The organism is Streptomyces sp. BK208 (assembly GCF_004364245.1).
Classification (GTDB): Bacteria; Actinomycetota; Actinomycetes; order Streptomycetales; family Streptomycetaceae; genus Streptomyces.
Window position 1 is genome coordinate 50,450 of record NZ_SOAV01000010.1, and the last position, 17,033, is coordinate 67,482.

15 protein-coding genes are annotated in these 17,033 nt (G+C 75.1%); 7 read left to right on the plus strand and 8 right to left on the minus strand.

The genetic code is table 11. From position 1 onward, the window contains the following. Positions 1 to 4 precede the first annotated feature (4 nt). Together EV562_RS23985 and EV562_RS23990 are read left to right on the plus strand one after the other, a co-directional pair. Positions 5 to 688, plus strand: coding sequence for a maleylpyruvate isomerase family mycothiol-dependent enzyme (locus EV562_RS23985; protein WP_133888918.1), 684 nt, complete (start codon positions 5 to 7; stop codon positions 686 to 688). Positions 689 to 772: 84 nt separating this feature from the next. Then, positions 773 to 1,462, plus strand: coding sequence for a copper homeostasis protein CutC (locus EV562_RS23990; RefSeq protein ID WP_133888919.1), 690 nt, complete (start codon positions 773 to 775; stop codon positions 1,460 to 1,462). A gap of 386 nt (positions 1,463 to 1,848) precedes the next feature. Here EV562_RS23990 and EV562_RS23995 read toward each other — a convergent pair whose 3' ends face one another. Then, complete coding sequence (locus EV562_RS23995; protein ID WP_133888920.1) at positions 1,849 to 3,894, minus strand: ATP-binding domain-containing protein; 2,046 nt, start codon at positions 3,892 to 3,894, stop codon at positions 1,849 to 1,851. Positions 3,895 to 4,177: 283 nt separating this feature from the next. On the opposite strand from EV562_RS23995, the gene EV562_RS24000 reads away from it, so the two are divergent. Continuing rightward, entirely contained in the window at positions 4,178 to 4,363 is a 186-nt protein-coding gene (locus EV562_RS24000) for a hypothetical protein (protein ID WP_208298409.1), read from the plus strand. An 11-nt stretch (positions 4,364 to 4,374) separates the two neighbouring features. Here the strand turns inward: EV562_RS24000 and EV562_RS24005 are convergent, their stop codons facing one another. Both EV562_RS24005 and EV562_RS24010 read right to left on the minus strand, forming a co-directional pair. Next, positions 4,375 to 6,018 carry a DNA repair helicase XPB gene (locus EV562_RS24005; RefSeq protein ID WP_133888922.1) on the minus strand — a complete coding sequence of 548 codons (1,644 nt, stop codon included), beginning with the start codon at positions 6,016 to 6,018 and terminating at the stop codon, positions 4,375 to 4,377. A 602-nt stretch (positions 6,019 to 6,620) separates the two neighbouring features. Continuing rightward, the gene (locus tag EV562_RS24010; protein ID WP_133888923.1) at positions 6,621 to 9,200 is read right to left on the minus strand and encodes a helicase-associated domain-containing protein; all 2,580 of its coding nucleotides are present in this window, start codon (positions 9,198 to 9,200) and stop codon (positions 6,621 to 6,623) included. Between the two features lie 148 nt (positions 9,201 to 9,348). On the opposite strand from EV562_RS24010, the gene EV562_RS24015 reads away from it, so the two are divergent. Beyond that, positions 9,349 to 10,356 carry a hypothetical protein gene (locus EV562_RS24015; protein WP_133888924.1) on the plus strand — a complete coding sequence of 336 codons (1,008 nt, stop codon included), beginning with the start codon at positions 9,349 to 9,351 and terminating at the stop codon, positions 10,354 to 10,356. Positions 10,357 to 10,390: 34 nt separating this feature from the next. Continuing rightward, positions 10,391 to 11,053 (plus strand): haloacid dehalogenase-like hydrolase, encoded by a 663-nt coding sequence (locus tag EV562_RS24020; protein ID WP_133888925.1) that lies wholly within the window; start codon positions 10,391 to 10,393, stop codon positions 11,051 to 11,053. Here the strand turns inward: EV562_RS24020 and EV562_RS24025 are convergent. Then, positions 11,002 to 11,280, minus strand: coding sequence for a hypothetical protein (locus tag EV562_RS24025; RefSeq protein ID WP_133888926.1), 279 nt, complete (start codon positions 11,278 to 11,280; stop codon positions 11,002 to 11,004). The genes EV562_RS24020 and EV562_RS24025 overlap by 52 nt on opposite strands. A 176-nt stretch (positions 11,281 to 11,456) precedes the next feature. On the opposite strand from EV562_RS24025, the gene EV562_RS35905 reads away from it, so the two are divergent. Then, entirely contained in the window at positions 11,457 to 11,840 is a 384-nt protein-coding gene (locus EV562_RS35905; RefSeq protein ID WP_003974650.1) for a cold-shock protein, read from the plus strand. 19 nt (positions 11,841 to 11,859) lie between these two features. On the opposite strand, the gene EV562_RS24035 is transcribed toward EV562_RS35905, so the two are convergent. Genes EV562_RS24035 through EV562_RS24050 form a run of 4 tightly spaced genes read right to left on the minus strand, consistent with a single transcriptional unit; the run spans position 11,860 to position 15,376 of the window. Continuing rightward, the gene (locus EV562_RS24035; RefSeq protein ID WP_133888927.1) at positions 11,860 to 12,708 is read right to left on the minus strand and encodes a 1,4-dihydroxy-6-naphthoate synthase; all 849 of its coding nucleotides are present in this window, start codon (positions 12,706 to 12,708) and stop codon (positions 11,860 to 11,862) included. Beyond that, complete coding sequence (locus EV562_RS24040; RefSeq protein ID WP_133888928.1) at positions 12,698 to 13,405, minus strand: futalosine hydrolase; 708 nt, start codon at positions 13,403 to 13,405, stop codon at positions 12,698 to 12,700. The genes EV562_RS24035 and EV562_RS24040 overlap by 11 nt, the downstream gene beginning before the upstream one ends. A gap of 11 nt (positions 13,406 to 13,416) precedes the next feature. Continuing rightward, a complete protein-coding gene (locus EV562_RS24045) occupies positions 13,417 to 13,926 on the minus strand; it encodes a DUF2771 domain-containing protein (RefSeq protein ID WP_208298410.1) in 510 nt (169 codons plus the stop codon). Between the two features lie 58 nt (positions 13,927 to 13,984). Next, positions 13,985 to 15,376 (minus strand): MFS transporter, encoded by a 1,392-nt coding sequence (locus tag EV562_RS24050; RefSeq protein WP_133888929.1) that lies wholly within the window; start codon positions 15,374 to 15,376, stop codon positions 13,985 to 13,987. A gap of 343 nt (positions 15,377 to 15,719) precedes the next feature. On the opposite strand from EV562_RS24050, the gene EV562_RS24055 reads away from it, so the two are divergent. Beyond that, entirely contained in the window at positions 15,720 to 16,646 is a 927-nt protein-coding gene (locus tag EV562_RS24055; protein ID WP_133888930.1) for a DUF3027 domain-containing protein, read from the plus strand. Positions 16,647 to 17,033: the final 387 nt, after the last annotated feature.

Genomic DNA, 17,033 nt, shown 5'->3' on the forward strand with positions numbered 1-17,033 from the left:
GTCCATGACGACTCCCGCAGACCTGCACGACGTACGCGACCCCGAACTGCCCGGCCGACTGCTGCTGCTCGAACGCGACGAACTGGTACCCCTGCTGCGCTCCCGCCCGGACGCGGACTTCGCGCTGCCGGTGGCCGCGTGTCCCGGCTGGACCGTGCGCGACGTGCTGGCGCACTGCTCCTCCGCGCTGCTCCGGGTGGTGGAGGGCCGCTTCGAGAAGGGCGTCTTCTCGCCCGAGTGCAACGACCGCGACATCGCCGAACGCGCCGACTGGAGCAACGCCCGCGTCCTCGACGAACTGGAACGCGGCATGACCGAGGCGGGCCCGGTGATCGCCCGGTCCGACCCCAGGCTGGACGCCGTCGCCCTGGGCGAGTGGGTGCACGCAGGCGATCTGCGGGTGACCTTCGGCGAGCCGGGGGCGTACGCGGGGCGCGGACTTCCGGAGGCGCTCGCGCTGCTCGGCGCGGTCACCCGGGCGCGCGGTCACGTGCCGCTCCACGCCGACCTCGACGACCTCGACGAACCCCTGAAGCTGGGCGAGGTGAGCGGGGAGCGGCCGCCGGGCCGGTTCATCGGTGACGGCGCCACCCTCGTACGGCTCTACGCGGGCCGTCCCCTGGACGGGGCGGCCGGGTACGAGCTGGCCGGGGTGGAGGAGGCGGAGCTGAACATCTTCGGCGACTGAGCGGCGGCACGGGCACCCGGGCCTGCCGCCGGGGCGTAGTCTTGGATTGGACTAGACCTGTAGCAGGCCGACGAATGGGGTCCCATGAGCAAGCGTGCAGTCCTGGAGGTGATCGCCCTCGACGTCGAGGACGCGGTCGCCGCCCAGGCCGGAGGCGCGGATCGCCTCGAACTGGTCACCGACATGGCGGCCGACGGACTCACCCCGTCGGCCGCGACCGTCGCCGCGATCCGTGCCGCCGTCGACATCGACCTGCGGGTGATGCTGCGGCTCGCGGACGGGTTCGCCGCCGGTGACGTCGAGCGGCTGACGCGCGTCGCCGGCGAGCTGCGGGAGGCCGGGGCCACGCAGTTCGTCCTGGGATTCCTCGACGCGGAGGGCGACGTGGACCTCGGCGCGGTGGAGCGGATCGCCAAGGAGCTGGAGGGGTGCAGCTGGACCTTCCACCGCGCGATCGACCGGGCCGCGGACCGGGACGCGCTGCGCAAGCAGCTCGCGGACTTCCCCGGCCTGGACACCTACCTGACGGCGGGGGCCGCCGGCGGCGTGGACGAGGGCCTGACCGTGCTCCTCGCGGAGGCGCGGCGGCGAGGGGAGCCGGGGTACGAGCAGCAGCTGCTGGTGGGCGGGGGCCTGCGGCTGGAGCACGTGCCCGGGCTGCTGGACGCGGGCATCGACGGCTTCCACATCGGCGGCGCGGCCCGGCCGGCGGGGTGGGAGGGACCGGTGTCGGCGGACGCGGTCGCGCAGTGGCGGCGGGTCCTGGGCGAGTAGCCGCCCCCGGCCGCGGGCCGTCGCGCCCCCCCGGTACCTGAACGGCCCGGGAGGTGCCCCCGGGGGGGCGGCACGGGGGTGCCCCCGGAGCGGCACGGGCGGCACGGGCGGGCGATGGGGCCGCTTACCGCTCGACGAGCGAGGCCGGGAGCGGGGGAGGCACCCGGCCGGCGCCGGTCGGCCTCGCCCCGTACCCCGGCGCCCGACTGCCCCTGCGCTTCCAGATCGCCCAGCCCCTTGACCCGCGGCTGGAGCACGGAGCGCACGCGCGCGACGACGACGGAGACCGAGCCGGTCTCGGGGGCGACGGGACGCGGGTGCGCCAGCCTCCAGCCGGACGGCCGGGCGGCGGCCGACGGTGTCGCCGCGTCCAGGGCGCCGGCGGCTCACCCCAGCTGCGGCGGCAGCCCCGTCGCGTGGGTGACGACCAGCCCCGACACCGCCCGGGTCAGCGCCACGTAGAGGCGGCGCAGCCCCGTCCGTTCGTCCGGCTCGCCGTCGACCACGGCCCGCGGCTCGTCCAGCACCACGTAGTCGTACTCCAGGCCCTTGGCCAGCGAGGCCGGCACCAGGGTCAGGCGGGTGGCCTGCGTGGTCTCCTCGCCGGGACCGACGTGACCGATCCCGGCCGCCGCCAGGGCCGCCGCCAGCTCCGGCACCCTCGCGTCGGCGGCGATCAGCCCGACCGAGCCCTCCCGCCCCAGCAGCTCGCGGCACGCCGCCACCACGTCCGCCGTCCCCTCCGGCGCCGTGCGGATGTCGAAGAAGCCCGGGTTCTCGCGGATCGACGCCACCGGCGTCAGCCCCGGCGCGATGTGCGGCAGCAGCCGGGAGGCGTACGCGATGACGTCCGTCGGCACGCGGAAACCGGCCGTCAGCTCCTCGACCACCGCCTCGCCCTTGCCCAGGTGCCCCAGCGCCTCCTCCCAGCTCCGGGTCGCCCACGGCGTGGTGCCCTGCGCCAGGTCGCCGAGCACGGTCGCCGAGCCGGTGGTGCAGCGCCGGCCCACCGCGCGGTACTGCATCGGGGAGAGGTCCTGCGCCTCGTCCAGGACCACGTGGCCCAGGGAGTGGGTGCGCTCGATCAGGTCGGTCGCCTCGTCGATCAGTACGGCGTCGGCGGGCGACCACCGGGCGGACTTCACCGAGCGGGCCGGCTTCACCCACAGCACCGCCTTCTGCTCCTCATGAGTGAGCACCCCCTCGGCGTGCTCGGCGAGGAAGTCCGCGTCGCTGAGCAGCCGCAGCACCAGCTTCGCCGGGTCCACCTGCGGCCAGACCGACTTCACCAGCGCCTTCACGGCCGCGTTGCGCGCCACCGTGTTCTGCACCCGGTCGTCCGGCGCCTCGCCCGCCCGCTCCATCTGCACCAGCACGGCGTGCGCGATCCGCTGCGGCAGCGCCTCGCGGGCGGCGCCGTAGCGGATGTCCCGGGCGAGCAGCTCGCGGACGATGTCCTCCAGCTCGTGCACCGGCACCCGCCAGCGGCGCGAGCCGCGCACCACGACGACGCCCTCGGCGGGCGGGGTGACGTGGGAGTAGAGGGCCCGGCGCAGCACCTGGGCCATGCGGGCGTCCCCCTTGACGACCGCCGTCGTCGCCTCGTCCGTGCCGCGCACCTCGACGTGCGCCACCAGGTCGTCGACGGTGGCCTGGCGGACCGTCAGCTCGCCCAGGGCCGGCAGCACCTGCTCGATGTAGTGCAGGAACGACCGGTTCGGGCCGATGACCAGGGTGCCGGTGCGGGCCAGCCGCTCGCGGTGCGCGTACAGGAGGTAGGCGACCCGGTGCAGGCCGACGGCGGTCTTCCCGGTGCCGGGGCCGCCCTGCACGCAGACCGAACCGGCCAGTCCGGCACGCACGATCTCGTCCTGCTCGGGCTGGATCGTCGCCACGATGTCCCGCATGGGTCCGACGCGGGGCCGTTCGATCTCCTGCTGGAGCAGCTTGCTGGTGGTCGCCGCCTCGGCCGGGTCGGACAGGTGCTCGTCCTCGTAGGCCGTGAGGTCGCCGCCGGTGTATCCGAAGCGGCGGCGCAGCGAGACGTCCTGCGGGTCCTTCTTCGAGGCCCGGTAGAACGGCTGCGAGACCGGCGCACGCCAGTCGATCACCATCGGGTCGCCGTCCGCGTCGTGCACGTGCCGGCGCCCGACGTAGAACCGCTCTCCCTCCGCCCCCTCGGCCTGCGCGGCACCCGGAGCGTGCAGGTAGTCGAGCCGGCCGAAGAACAGGGGGGTCCCGCTGAGGTCGGCCAGCGCCTTGATGCGCTCCTCGATCTGCCGCTCCAGGACGGCGGCGTTGACCCAGTTCGCGGTGACGTCGGAGATGTCGAGCGACTCCACGTCCGCCCGCATCGCGCGCAGGGCGGAGCGGGACGCGGCCAGATGGGAGCGTTCCCTGGACAGGGGGTCGTCGTGGACGGGCGTGGACAAGGGGGTGCCTCCGGATGACCTGCGGTGCGGTGGGCGCGGAACGCGCGTGGACCGACCGGTTTCCGTCCGGACGGCGGCACTCCGTGGGGAGGCGGGCAAGAGCGGAGAGTGTAAGGGAGCGGACCCGGCGCGGGCCAACCGATTTCGGCGCCGCGGGACGTCCCCTAGGGGATCACGTCATCCGCTCCGGGGGTGCGCTCCCTCCACGGTAGGAGCGGAGGCGGGCGACGACTGGGTCCGCAGACCGATGCGGGCCGGGGGTGTGCGGTCGCACCATGGAGACATGAGCGCAGCAACCATCTCCCCCGCCCCGGCACCGGGCCGCGCGTCCGGTGCCACGCCCGTGGCCGCCGGCCACCGGCACCGGCTCGGTGACACCCTGCGCGCCGTCAGGGTGTTCGCGGGCGCCGCCTTCGACGTGGTCGTCCTCGGCGAGTACGGCGAGGAGGCCGGTGTCCGCCGGCACTGAGACCGGCGGCCTCAGCTTCCCTCCAGCACCTCGTCCGCGTCCATGATCCGGTACGCGTAGCCCTGTTCCGCCAGGAAGCGCTGGCGGTGGGCGGCGAAGTCCTGGTCGAGGGTGTCGCGGGCGACGACCGAGTAGAAGTGCGCCTGGTGCCCGTCGGCCTTCGGCCGCAGTACCCGGCCCAGGCGCTGGGCCTCCTCCTGCCGCGACCCGAAGGTGCCCGACACCTGGATGGCGACCGTCGCCTCCGGCAGGTCGATCGAGAAGTTCGCGACCTTCGAGACGACGAGCACGCTGACTTCGCCCTGCCGGAAGGAGTCGAAGAGCTTCTCCCGCTGGGCGTTGGACGTCTCGCCCTTGATCACCGGAGCGCCCAGGTGCTCGCCCAGCTCGTCGAGCTGGTCGATGTACTGGCCGATGACGAGGATCTGCTGGCCGGCGAAGCGCCGCACGAGCGCCTCGGTCACCTTCCGCTTCGTGTCGGTCGTCGCGCAGAAGCGGTACTTCTCCTCCGCCTCGGCGGTCGCGTACGCGAGCCGCTCGGAGTCGGTCAGGTTGACCCGGACCTCCACGCAGTCGGCGGGTGCGATGTAGCCCTGCGCCTCGATCTCCTTCCACGGCGCGTCGAACCGCTTCGGGCCGATCAGGGAGAACACGTCCGACTCGCGGCCGTCCTCGCGCACCAGGGTGGCGGTGAGACCGAGGCGCCGCCGGGCCTGGAGATCCGCGGTGAACTTGAAGACCGGCGCCGGCAGCAGGTGCACCTCGTCGTAGACGACGAGCCCCCAGTCCCGGGAGTCGAACAGCTCCAGGTGCGGGTAGACCCCCTTGCGCCGGGTCGTCAGCACCTGGTACGTGGCGATGGTGACCGGCCGGATCTCCTTGCGGGTGCCGCTGTACTCGCCGATCTCGTCCTCGGTCAGCGACGTGCGCTTGATCAGCTCGTGCTTCCACTGCCGGGCGGAGACGGTGTTGGTGACCAGGATCAGCGTCGTCGACTTGGCCTGCGCCATCGCACCCGCCCCGACCAGCGTCTTGCCCGCACCGCAGGGGAGGACGACGACCCCGCTGCCGCCGTGCCAGAAGTTCTCCACCGCCTGCTCCTGGTACGGGCGCAGCGCCCAGCCGTCCTGGGCCAGCTCGATGGGGTGCGCCTCGCCGTCGACGTACCCGGCGAGGTCCTCGGCCGGCCAGCCCAGCTTCAGCAGCGTCTGCTTGATCTGCCCCCGCTCGGAGGGGTGCACGGCGACCGTGTCGGCGTCGATGCGGGCGCCGACCAGCGGCGCGATCCGCTTCGACTTCAGCACCTCCTCAAGGACCGGGCGGTCGGTGGTCGTCAGCACGAGACCGTGCGCCGGGTGCTTGGAGAGGGTGAGGCGGCCGTAGCGGTCCATCGTCTCGGCGATGTCGACCAGCAGCGCGTGCGGCACCGGGTAGCGGCTGTACTCGACGAGCGCGTCCACGACCTGCTCGGCGTCGTGCCCCGCGGCCCGCGCGTTCCACAGGCCCAGCGGGGTCACCCGGTAGGTGTGGATGTGCTCAGGCGCCCGCTCCAGTTCGGCGAAGGGCGCGATGGCCCGACGGCAGTCGCCGGCCTGCTCGTGGTCGACTTCGAGGAGCAGGGTCTTGTCGGACTGGACGATCAGCGGACCATTCACGGGCGGCACCCTTTCGCGTGCGTACGGCCGGACGACGGCTCGGCCAAACGTCCAGTGTGCCTGATCGCGGGGCGCGGCCTGCCGGAGAGCGACGTCGAAGGCATCGACGAGCGGCCCCTCCGCCGCCGCGGCCCCGGGGCGAGAGCGCTGAACGCGCCGCGGCCGTGACCGGGCCGGCGACGGAGGCGGCGAGGTGGACCGGGCCGTGGAAGGGACGGCAGACCGGCGGTGGAGAGGGGCGCGGACCGGGAGGACGCGGTGCTCGTGTCGCGCAGGGGAGACCGTTGGGGGACGCGGGGGGGGAGGGCGGCGCCCCGGTCCGGGGTCCGGCCCGGGGCGCCGTCGCGGATGGGCCGGGCCGGGGGGCGGCGTCTCCGCCGAGGCCGACGGCGGCGGCCTTGCGGCGAACGCCGGGACCGGCGCGGCGGCGAACGCCGGGACCCGGCGTCGCGGTGGAGGCCGGGACCCGGCGTCGCGGCGGGGGGCCGGGACGCCGGTGGCGCGGCGGGCGGCCGTACTTCGATCACCCGGCGTGGCGCGCGGGAACCACCGGGTACACCCGGACGTGCGGGGCGCCTCGTGCGCAGGCGCCGTCCGCCGGTTCAGCCCGCGTCGTCGGCCAGCTCCGCCACGCCCGTGACCCGGTGCAGCGGATAGGTGCGCACCTCGTCCGCCGTGTGGTCGTACGCCGTCACGAAGCCGCCCTCGACCCGGATCGGCGCGATCACCCGCTGGCTGGCCGCGCCCTCGGCGTTCACGTAACCGATCCACAGCGCCTCGCCGGTCAGCACCGCCGCCTGCATCGTCGCCAGCGTCTCTGCGGCACCCGTGCGGGGCAGCGTGCCGCCCGGCGCGCCGCTTCCGCCGCCGTCCCCGGCGTCCCCGGGGCCCGGCTTGCGCGGGGCCGTGGAGGCCAGGTCACCGGCGCGCACGGCACGGATCGCCGCCGCCAGAAGCGTGTCGTCGGGCGCCGGCGGACCGTCCGGGACCGGCTCGGGCGCCGACCGCGGCGGGGTGCGGTGGGAGTCCGCGCGGGCGATCAGCACGTCACCGGCGGCGGACTCGGCGGCCGGCGCGAACCCGATCGCCCGCAGCCCCTCCAGCAGCGCCGCCGGATCGACCTGCGCGGCCAGCACGGTGGGCGCCAGACGGCGCAGACCGAGGGCGGCGGCCCGCCGGTCGGCGAGGATCTCGTCCAGCGTCGCGTCGTCGTCGCAGCGCACGTACGCCGAGGCCGCGCCCACCCGCAGCCGCCCGTGCCGCCGGGCCACGTCGTCGATCAGGTACGTCAGCGGCTGCGGCACCGGCGTACGGGAGTGCCGGGCGAGGAACGCGTGCAGGTCGGCGGCGCTCTGCCCGGCGTCCAGCGCACGGCGCACCGACCCCGGCGTGAACCGGTAGACCGTCGCCCCGCCCTTGGACTCCACGTCCGCGAGCACGCCCAGCACGTCGGCCAGCCCCCGCTCCAGCGGCCCCGGCGCCACCGCCGTCAGGTCGGCCTGGAGCAGCACGTGGTCCAGCGGCTCGGGGAAGAGCGGGGCCAGCAACCGGGCCGCGGCCGCGGCGGCCGCGGCCCGCTCCGCGGGGGTCGGGGGAACGACCGCCGGGGCCGTGCGGTGATGGTGGACCGGGAGCTTGGCGCCCGGCCCCTCGGGCTCCTCCGACGCCGGGCGGGGCGCCTCGGGCGCGCCGATCAGCGCCCGGCCCGGCGCCGCCAGCGCACCGCGCCCGGTGACGCCCAGCAACTCCGCCTCCGACAGCGTCCACCGCGCGATCCGGCTGCGCAGATCCTCCTCCCGCGCCGCTCCCGCCCCCCGCTGCGGGCCGCGCAGGGGACGCTCCCAGCGCAGCCGGGCCAGCACCGACTCCTCGACGGGCGAGGCGCCCTCGGGCAGGGCCGCCAGCAGGGCCAGCACCCGGTGCCGCACCTCCGGTGCCGCCGAACGGTCCAGGTTCGGGCCCAGCGCCGAGAGCGTGCGGTCCTTCGCGTCCCGCCCGCCGACCACGCCCGCCGTCCGGGTCGCCGTCAGCCACGTCCGCGCGAGCAGCGCCCACCGCTCGGCCGGCGGCAGCTCGCGCCACTCGTCGTACGCAGGGGTCGCCGCGTAGCGTTCCTCGGCCTCGCCGTCGGAGGCGATCAGGCCCGCCCCGTAGGCCAGTTCGACCCAGAAGGCGGCGACCGGCTCCGGCACGTCCAGGGCGACCGCGGTCCGCTTCAGGTCGCGCACGCTCAGACCACCGGACCGCAGCACCGCGGGGCCGCCCTCGTCCCACTCCTTCAGCAGCTCCTCCACGGTCGCCAGCGCCGCCAGGGCCTGCCCGGCCGCGGTGGCGTCCACAACCTGTGGACGGTGCGCGGCGGCCGCCTCCACCGGCGGCGGCACCGGCTCGGGCACCCGGTGCGCCCGGCCCGCGCGCAGGTGCAGCGCGACCTCGCGGGGCAGCACCACCGTGCCGGGCGCCGTCGGCAGCAGCAGCCCGCGGTCGAGCAGCGCCCGCAGATGCGCCGCGGGATCGTGGGTGACCTGGCCGTACGGCGGACCCCACACCAGGCGGGCCAGGACCTCCCGGGACTCCTCGGGCAGCCCGCCGAGGAGCGCCGCCATCCGCCGCCGGTCGGTGAAGAGCGCGCCGAGAGCGGACACGGCGGAGACGGAGTCATGGGTCGAGGGCAGCCCGACGGCGGCGAGGATCTCCTGGATCCGGCCCGGGGACATCCCCGCCGTCGCCTCCCGCACGGTCGGACCGAGCCCCGTCGGGGACGGATGCTGCGCGGAGGGCGCGAGCAGCTCACGGGCGGTGCGCACCAGCCGCAGCCGGTCGTCGCCGCCCCACACCAGCGCCTGCTCGCGCAGCAGGGCGGCGGCCCGGGGCAGCGCGGCGGCGACCACCGGGTCCTCCTCGTCACCGCCCATCAGCGCCAGCAGCTCCCCGTACGACGCCGGGTCGGGCGCCACGGCCAGCGCCTCCGCGGTCTGCAGCGCGAACCGGTCAAGACGCTCCAGCGCCCGCACCACCGAGGCGCGGGTGCCGGCGCGGGTCGCCAGCTGGGTGAGGTCGGTCGGCACGGGCGTGATGAGGTCGGGACGGCTGCGCAGGAGGGCGGCCAGCGAGACGTCGTCCCTGACGCGGAGCGCCTCCGCGAGGGACCGGGGGGCCGCGGACTTCTCCTCGGTGCTCATCCGGTCCACGTTAGCGGGTGGGTACGACGGCGGAGGTGTGCGTGCGACGGTGCGGTGCCGTCGGCCGGCCGCCGAGAATTGGGTACCGTCGTCCGACGGGCTACGAGGGCTACGACGGGTACCGCAACGCACCGCCCCGGAGGGGAACGTGGGGATCGAGAGCGATCAGGTCGTCTTCGAGTATCTGAGCCGCGTCGGTGACGTGGCCCAGCAGCGGCAGCTGCCGTCGGCCACCCGCATGCGGCTGGTGTCGGAACTGCGCAACGAGATCGACCGCCACCGTGCGAAGACCGCCGTGGACAGCCCCGCCGCCGTCCGCCGCATCCTGGACCGGCTGGGCGACCCCGACGACGTCGTCACCGCGGCGGGCGGCCCCGGCGGCGCGAGCGGCCGGGCGCCCGCGCCCACGGCGGTGCCCGAACAACGGGACCCGGGGCCCCGCGACGCCGAGCGGGGCAAGGGCCGGCGGCGCCCCGCACCCGAGCCCCCGGCCGGTCCTGCGGCCGCCTCCCCGCCCCACCTCGCGAGCGCGGCGGAGCTGGGGAGCGGGAGCGAGCGCCAACCCGACTGGTGGCGCGTCGACGACGGCCCCTTCGCCGGCTCGGTCCTCGGCGACAGCGTGCCCGGCTTCGTCGGCGGCGTCGAGATCCCGGAGCTGCTCAGGCGGCCGCCGAAACCGCAGGACGAGGCGGAGAAGAAGCCCGCCGCCGACGGGCAGGTGCCCGGGGCCGCCGCTCCGGCGGAGGCCGGCGACCGGGCGGCCGGGGCCGCGGTGAGGGCCAGGGGCCGCCGCCTGCGCCGCCTGTGGCCCGAGGGCGGCTGGAACAACCCCCTGCTGCTGCTCGCCGCGGCCCTGCTGGTCGCCGGCGCCGTGTTCGGCAGCCTCGTCCCCCTGGGCCTGGGCTGGCTGATCGCCTACCTCTCCCGCCGGCTGACCCCGGCCCAGTCGAAGTGGGCCGTCCTCGGCCTGCCCGGCACGGTCGCCGCCGCCGGGGCCGTCTGGCTGTGGGGCCGCACCGAGGGCCGCTGGGGCGACCCGGTCGCCGAGGGCCGTCTGAACGAGGCCGTCGCCGACACCTGGCCCTGGGTCCTGCGCACCGCCGCCGTGGCCACCGCCCTGTACCTGCTGTGGCGGGCCCGCCGCCCCCGCGGCTGACCCGGCCCGCCGGGGGACCGGCACAATGGGGGCCATGTCCTCCACGTCCCGTTCCGCGCCCACCGTCGGTTTCGACCTCGACATGACGCTGATCGACTCGCGGCCCGGCATCCGCGCCTGCTACCTGGAGCTGAGCGCGCGCACGGGGACGTACGTCGACGCCGACCTGGCCGTCACCCGGCTCGGCCCGCCGCTCGCCGACGAGCTGGCCCACTGGTTCCCCGCCGACGAGATCGAGGCCGTCGCCGATCTGTACCGGGAGATGTACCCGGCGTACGCGATCGAGCCGACGCTCGCGCTGCCCGGCGCCCGCGAGGCCGTCGCCGCCGTGCGCGCGGCCGGCGGGCGTGCCGTCGTCGTCACCGCGAAGTACGAGCCGAACGCCAAGCTGCACCTGGCGCACCTCGGCATCGAGCCGGACGCCGTGATCGGCGGCCTGTGGGCCGAGCAGAAGGCCGTCGCCCTGCGCGAGCACGACGCGGACGTCTACGTCGGCGACCACGTGGGCGACGTACGCGGAGCCCGCGCCGCCGGGGCCCGCTCGGTCGCCGTGGCCAGCGGCCCGTGCGACGCCGAGGAGCTGCGCGCGGCCGGCGCCGACGTGGTCCTCGCCGACCTCACCGCCTTCCCGCGGTGGCTGGCGGCCTACCGGGACGGCGAGGGCGACACCGAGGACCTCGACGCGGCACGCGCCTGACGCCGCCCGGCGGCGATCGACCGGAGCACCCCGGCGCCGGCGACCAGGAAACCCACTGCCATCAGCATGCTCAGTCCGAACATGTAGGTGGGAAAGGGCGACGTGCCCAGCAGCAGCGGGGCCACCGTGACCAGAGTGGCGACGGCGCCGACGAAGAAGACGATCGCCCCGGCGCGGATCAACCGGTCACCGGGCGCGGCGGAATTCGTTTGGGTTTGTTCACGCACCCGACCAGGGTAGTTCCCAGGCCTGAAGAACGACCGGGGGACGTCTTGTCACCGGCCTCCACGCCATTAGCCTTGGTACCGGCGGGTCCGGACGATCCGCCCAAGTGCTGTCATAAGCCGTTTTTCGAGCAGGTTTCCGAGCAGTTTTCCGACGAGTACGAGGACGAGGACAGACGGTGCCCACCGGCAAGGTCAAGTGGTTCAACAGTGAGAAGGGCTTCGGCTTTCTCTCCCGCGACGACGGCGGTGACGTCTTCGTCCATTCCTCGGTCCTCCCCGCCGGAGTCGAGAGCCTGAAGCCGGGGCAGCGCGTCGAGTTCGGAGTCGTCGCCGGGCAGCGCGGGGACCAGGCCCTCTCGCTGGCCCTGCTCGACCCGGCACCCTCGGTCGCGGCCGCGCAGCGCAAGAAGCCGGACGAGCTTGCCTCCATCGTGCAGGACCTGACGACCCTTCTGGAGAACATCACGCCGATGCTGGAGCGCGGCCGCTACCCGGAGAAGACGGCGGGCAAGAAGATCGCCGGGCTGCTCCGCGCGGTCGCCGACCAGCTCGACGTCTGACCCTCCCGCCCCGCTCGTCCTACGGGAACGCCAGCGCGTCCGGGCCGAGGGCCGGTACCAGTCCCTCGGCCGCCGCGCGGGTCAGCAGGCCCCGGATCGCCGCGTAGCCGTCCTCGCCGAGGTCGGCGGTGAACTCGTTGACGTACAGCCCGATGTGCTGGTCGGCGACGGCCGGGTCCATCTCCTGGGCGTGCTCCATGACGTACGGGCGGGATGCCTCCGGATCGTCCCAGGCCGCGCGGACGGACGTCCGGACGGCCTCGGCCAGGCGGGTCAGCGTCTCCTCGCCCAGGGACCGCCTGGCGATGATCGCGCCGAGCGGGATCGGCAGCCCGGTGGTCCGCTCCCAGTGCTCGCCCAGGTCGGCGAGCTTGTGCAGCCCGTAGTTCTGGTACGTGAAGCGTGCCTCGTGGATCACGAGTCCCGCGTCGACCTTCCCGTCCCGCACGGCCGGCATGATCTCGTGGAAGGGCATCACCACGATCTCGCCGACCCCGCCGGGCACCGTGTCCGCCGCCCAGAGGCGGAACAGGAGGTAGGCGGTCGACGTCTCGCTCGGCACCGCGACCGTGCGTCCACGTAGGTCGGCGTCCGCCTGACGGGTCAGGACCAGCGGTCCGCAGCCCCGGCCCAGCGCACCGCCGCAGGGCAGCAGGGCCCAGTCGTCCAGGACGTACGGCAGCACGGCGTACGACACCTTCAGCACGTCGAACTCGCCGCGTTCGGCCATGCCGTTGGTGATGTCGATGTCCGCGAAGGTCACGTCGAGGGCGGGGCCGTCCGGGACCCGGCCGTGGGCCAGGGCGTCGAAGACGAAGGTGTCGTTCGGGCAGGGGGAGTACGCGATCCGCAAAGTGTCAGCGCTCATGTGGGTTCCAACTCGTGAGGACGGGGGCGAGCTTCCCGAAGGCGTCCGTCAGGGCCGCGAGTGCCTCGCCGATGCGCCAGGCGGCGCGGTCGCGCGGGCCGACCGGGTTGGAGACCGCGCGCAGTTCCAGCACCGGCACGCCGTGCGCGGCGGCGGCCTCGGCGACGCCGAAGCCCTCCATCGCCTCGGCGAGGGCGTTCGGGTGGCGCTCGCGCAGCAGCGCGGCGCGCCGGGCGGTGCCGGTGACCGTGGACCCGGTCAGGACGGTGCCGGGGCGGGCGCCGGTCGCGGCGGCGACGGCGGCGACGAGGCCGGCCGGCGGGCGGTGGGTGACGGTGCCGAAGCCGAGGTCGGTGACCGGAAGGAAGCCGTCGGCGGTCTCGGCGCCCAGATCGGCCGCGGTGACGGCGTCGGCGACGACGAGCGAGCCGACGGGGGCGTGCGGGGCGAAGCCGCCGCCGATGCCGGCCGAGACGACCAGGTTGTAGGGCGTACCGTCGAGGGCCGCGGCGGTCAGGGCGGCGGCGGTGGAGGCGGCGGCGAGGGCCGGGCCGACTCCGGCGGCCAGCAGGTCCCAGCCCTCCGGCAGCCGGTGCAGGACGATCCCCGGGCGGGGCACCCGAGCGCCCGGGGCGGGGAAGGCCCCGGCCACCGCGTCCCGTTCGGCGGGGACCGCGGTGGCCACGAGGAGGCGCACGGGGGACGTGGTCAGTCCTTCTTGAGCTTGAAGACCCACACGCCGGTGATCTTCTGGCTCTCGTCCTTGCCGTCACGGGCGGCGACGGCGACGTTCGTCGAGTTGCCCTTGGCGCCGTACTGCGCGTTGAAGAACACGCTGCCCGGCACGGTGCGGTAGGTCTTGTCGCTGTCCTCGACCAGCTGCTGACCGTTCATCAGGATCGTCCAGTGCTTGTCGGCGATGTCGGGGTCGACGCCGAAGCGCACGGTCTCGTCCTGGTCGACGGTGATGGACTTCGCGTCCTTGTCCTGCAGGCACTTGTCGATCTCGTCGGCCGAGAGGGTCTTGCCCTCTCCTCCGCAGGTGGCCTCGGAGCTGACCGAGTCACTGCCGACCGTGATCGTCGAGATCGGGGTCGGCTCGTCACAGGCCGACAGCAGGAGCAGTCCGGCGGACACGGCGCCTGCGGCGGCGACGGCGCGGCGGCGGCGCACAACGCGGTGTCCGAGAGCGGCGGTGCCGCGGGGCAACGTGGTCATGGCGGAAGGCTATACGGCGGCCCAGCCGCGCCCCCCACCTGGGTACGGCGTGGCGTGGTCACGCCACCCTCGGCCGAGTCCTTCCCCCGTGCCGGGCGGAGTCGAGCAGCCCCCGTACGGTCGTCAGCCACCCGGCGGCGATGATCGCGGCGGCCACCGAAAGGCCCAGCGTGCCGTTGAGCGGCAGCACGATGCCGACGGCGCCGCCGAGCACCCAGGAGACCTGGAGCAGCGTCTCCGAGCGGGCGAACGCCGACGTGCGCACCTGTTCCGGCACGTCCCGCTGGATCAGCGCGTCCAGGCACAGCTTGGCCAGCGCCTGCGCGAATCCGGCGACCGCCGCCAGGCACGCCACCAGGAAGGCGCTGAAGAACACCGCGGTGACCGTCGCCGTGCCCACCACGACCGCGACCACCGTCACGATGATGATCTCCGGCGCCCGGGACCGCAGCCACGCGCCGACGGCCGTGCCCAGCGCGTTGCCCGCGCCGGCCGCGACGCCGACGATGCCCAGCGACACCGCGGCGCTCTGGCCGGTCAGCGGGTGCACCCGCAGCAGGAAGGCCAGGAAGAAGATCAGGAAGCCGGTCAGGCAGCGGATGCCGGCGTTGGCGGCCAGCGCGTGCGTCACCGCCGGGCCCACCGTGCGCAGCCCGGGACGCCTGCCCCGCTTGCGCAGCGGCCCCGGCAGGTGCTCCTCGTCCGCCGCGAGCAGCGCCCGGTCCTCGCCGCGCGCGGAGTCCACCTTCCGGGGCAGCGTGAACGACAGCACGGTGCCCGCCACGAAGATCACGAAGGCTCCGTACAGCGGCCATCGCGGTCCCACCTGCTGGAGTCCCGCGCCGATCGGCGCGGCGACGCCGGTGGCCAGCAGTCCGCACAGGGTGACCCGCGAGTTCGCCTTCACCAGGGAGATCCGGGGCGGCAGCAGCCGCGGCACCACCGCGCTCCTGACCACGCCGTACGCCTTGGAGGCGACCAGCACGCCCAGCGCGGCCGGGTACAGCTCGATCCCGCCGGTGGCGACCGCCCCGGACAGCACCAGCGCGAGCAGCGCCCGGACGCCCATCGCGCAGGCCATCGCCGCGCGGCGGCCGTGCGGCAGCCGGTCCAGGAGCGGACCGATCACCGGCGCGAGGAGGGTGAACGGCGCCATGGTGATGGCGAGGTACAGGGCGACCCGGCCGCGCGCCTCGTCGGTGGGGACGGAGAAGAAGACGGTGGAGGCGAGCGCGACGGTGATCATGACGTCGCCCGCGCCGTTCACCCCGTGCAGTTCGATCAGCTTGCCGAGGCCCGACTCGCCCGCGCCGTGCGCGTGGGTCGCCCGGCGGATGCCGCGCGCGGTGCCGGTCACCGGCAGGCGCAGCACCCGGCCGACCGCACGGAACCGGGAGCCGGGGCCGCGCCCACGGCTCCCGCGCTTGAACTCCGTCCGTGCGGCTGCCACCCCGTCATAGTGCCCCGTTCACGGCGGCTGTAGCGTCGATACGGCACGTATGGCGGTGATCGAGTCGGGTGACAGGGACGCCGGCACGGCGCGGATCGCCGGACCGTTGTCCGCCGAAACTCCCGTCGGTGTAGGCCCAGGGCACATGAGCAGGTAGCGTGCGTAGCGCGCCGTGGCGAACGTTCTCGGCCGCGCGCCGTACGGCCATCCCGCAGAATGGATGACGTAGGTGCGCCCGAGCGCGACTGGGCGCGGACGTCGACGCGGTCCACAGGTCCGCTCCGTCCGCCTCTCGCAGGAAGCGGCGCACTCGTGAGACGGCGTATGGAGAGAAGCGATACCTGTGAGCGCAGCGACAACGCGAAGCCGCACCCCTGACCGCCTGTGCGCCGAGGCCGTCGACCTCGCCCGCGCCGCAGCCGAGGAGGTCGCCGCCCCCGGCATCGTCGGCGAGCACGAGGGCATGGTGTCGGAGGGCGACCGGGTCGTCACCCACTACTTCGCCTGCAAGGAGATGGGATACCGGGGCTGGCGCTGGGCCGTGACGGTGGCCCGGGCCTCCCGCGCCAAGATCGTCACGGTGGACGAGGCGGTGCTGCTGCCCGGCCCCGACGCGCTGCTGGCCCCCGAGTGGGTGCCGTGGAGCGAGCGGCTGCGCCCCGGCGACATGGGCCCCGGTGACCTGCTGCCCACCGACGCGGAGGACCTGCGTCTGGAGCCCGGCTGGACCGGCGAGGACGAGCCGCCGCCGAACTCCGTCGTCTCGCACGAGATGGCCGACCTGGTCGAGGCCGAGGACGCCGAGGTGACCGCCGGGCCGCCCGCGGAGCTGTCGGCCGTTCCGGCCCGCGGCACCATCTCGGCGGTCGCCGAGGAGCTGGGCCTGCGCCGCACCCGGGTGCTGTCCCGGTACGGCCTGCACGTCGCGGCCGACCGCTGGGAGGAGGGCTACGGCCCGAAGACCGCGATGGCCCAGGCGGCCCCCGCCTCCTGCGTCAGCTGCGGGTTCCTCGCCCGCATCGGCGGTTCGCTCGGGCAGGCCTTCGGGGTGTGCGCCAACGAGTTCTCCCCGGCCGACGGCCACGTCGTGTCGCTGGCCTACGGCTGCGGCGGGCACTCCGAGGCGGCCGTCATGCCGAAGCCGCCGCGGGTGGCTCCGCCGGTGATCGACGAGACGCGGGTGGATCCGTTCCCGCTGCGGCCGGCCGCGGACTCGGGTTCCGTGCCGGTGGGTGAGGACCAGGACTCGGCGGAGCTGGGGCACTCGTAAGGGGCGGGGGCGTCCCTCGGCGGGGCGGCTCGGGTGCGGGGGCGTTCTCCGGTGCGGGTGGGTTCTCCGGTGCGGGTGCGTTCTCCGGTGCGGGTGCGTTGCGGCTCGCGTCCCGGGGGCTGTGCCCCCGGACCCCCCTTCGGCCTTGACGGCCTCGTCCTCAAACGCCGGACGGGCTGGATGATGCCGGCCGGGTTGCCGGGTTGCCGGGTTGCCGGGTTGCCGGGTTGCCGGGCCGCCGTGGGGCCTTGGCGGGCTCGTCCTCGGACGCCGGACGGGCTGGATGATGCCGGCCGGGGCTGCGAGGGGCCGGGCGCGGACACCGGTGCGCGATCTGCGTTCCGTCGGGTGAGTGCCGGGGCGGTACCTTCGTGGTCCGTCGATGAG

Bases quoted from the DNA above. Each gene is read 5' to 3' on its own strand.
- EV562_RS23985 (WP_133888918.1), top strand. From the start codon at position 5: ATGACGACTCCCGCAGACCTGCACGACGTACGCGACCCCGAACTGCCC.
- EV562_RS23990 (WP_133888919.1), top strand. From the start codon at position 773: ATGAGCAAGCGTGCAGTCCTGGAGGTGATCGCCCTCGACGTCGAGGAC.
- EV562_RS24000 (WP_208298409.1), top strand. From the start codon at position 4,178: ATGAGCGCAGCAACCATCTCCCCCGCCCCGGCACCGGGCCGCGCGTCC.
- EV562_RS24010 (WP_133888923.1), bottom strand. From the start codon at position 9,200: ATGAGCACCGAGGAGAAGTCCGCGGCCCCCCGGTCCCTCGCGGAGGCG.
- EV562_RS24020 (WP_133888925.1), top strand. From the start codon at position 10,391: ATGTCCTCCACGTCCCGTTCCGCGCCCACCGTCGGTTTCGACCTCGAC.
- EV562_RS24035 (WP_133888927.1), bottom strand. From the start codon at position 12,708: ATGAGCGCTGACACTTTGCGGATCGCGTACTCCCCCTGCCCGAACGAC.
- EV562_RS24045 (WP_208298410.1), bottom strand. From the start codon at position 13,926: ATGACCACGTTGCCCCGCGGCACCGCCGCTCTCGGACACCGCGTTGTG.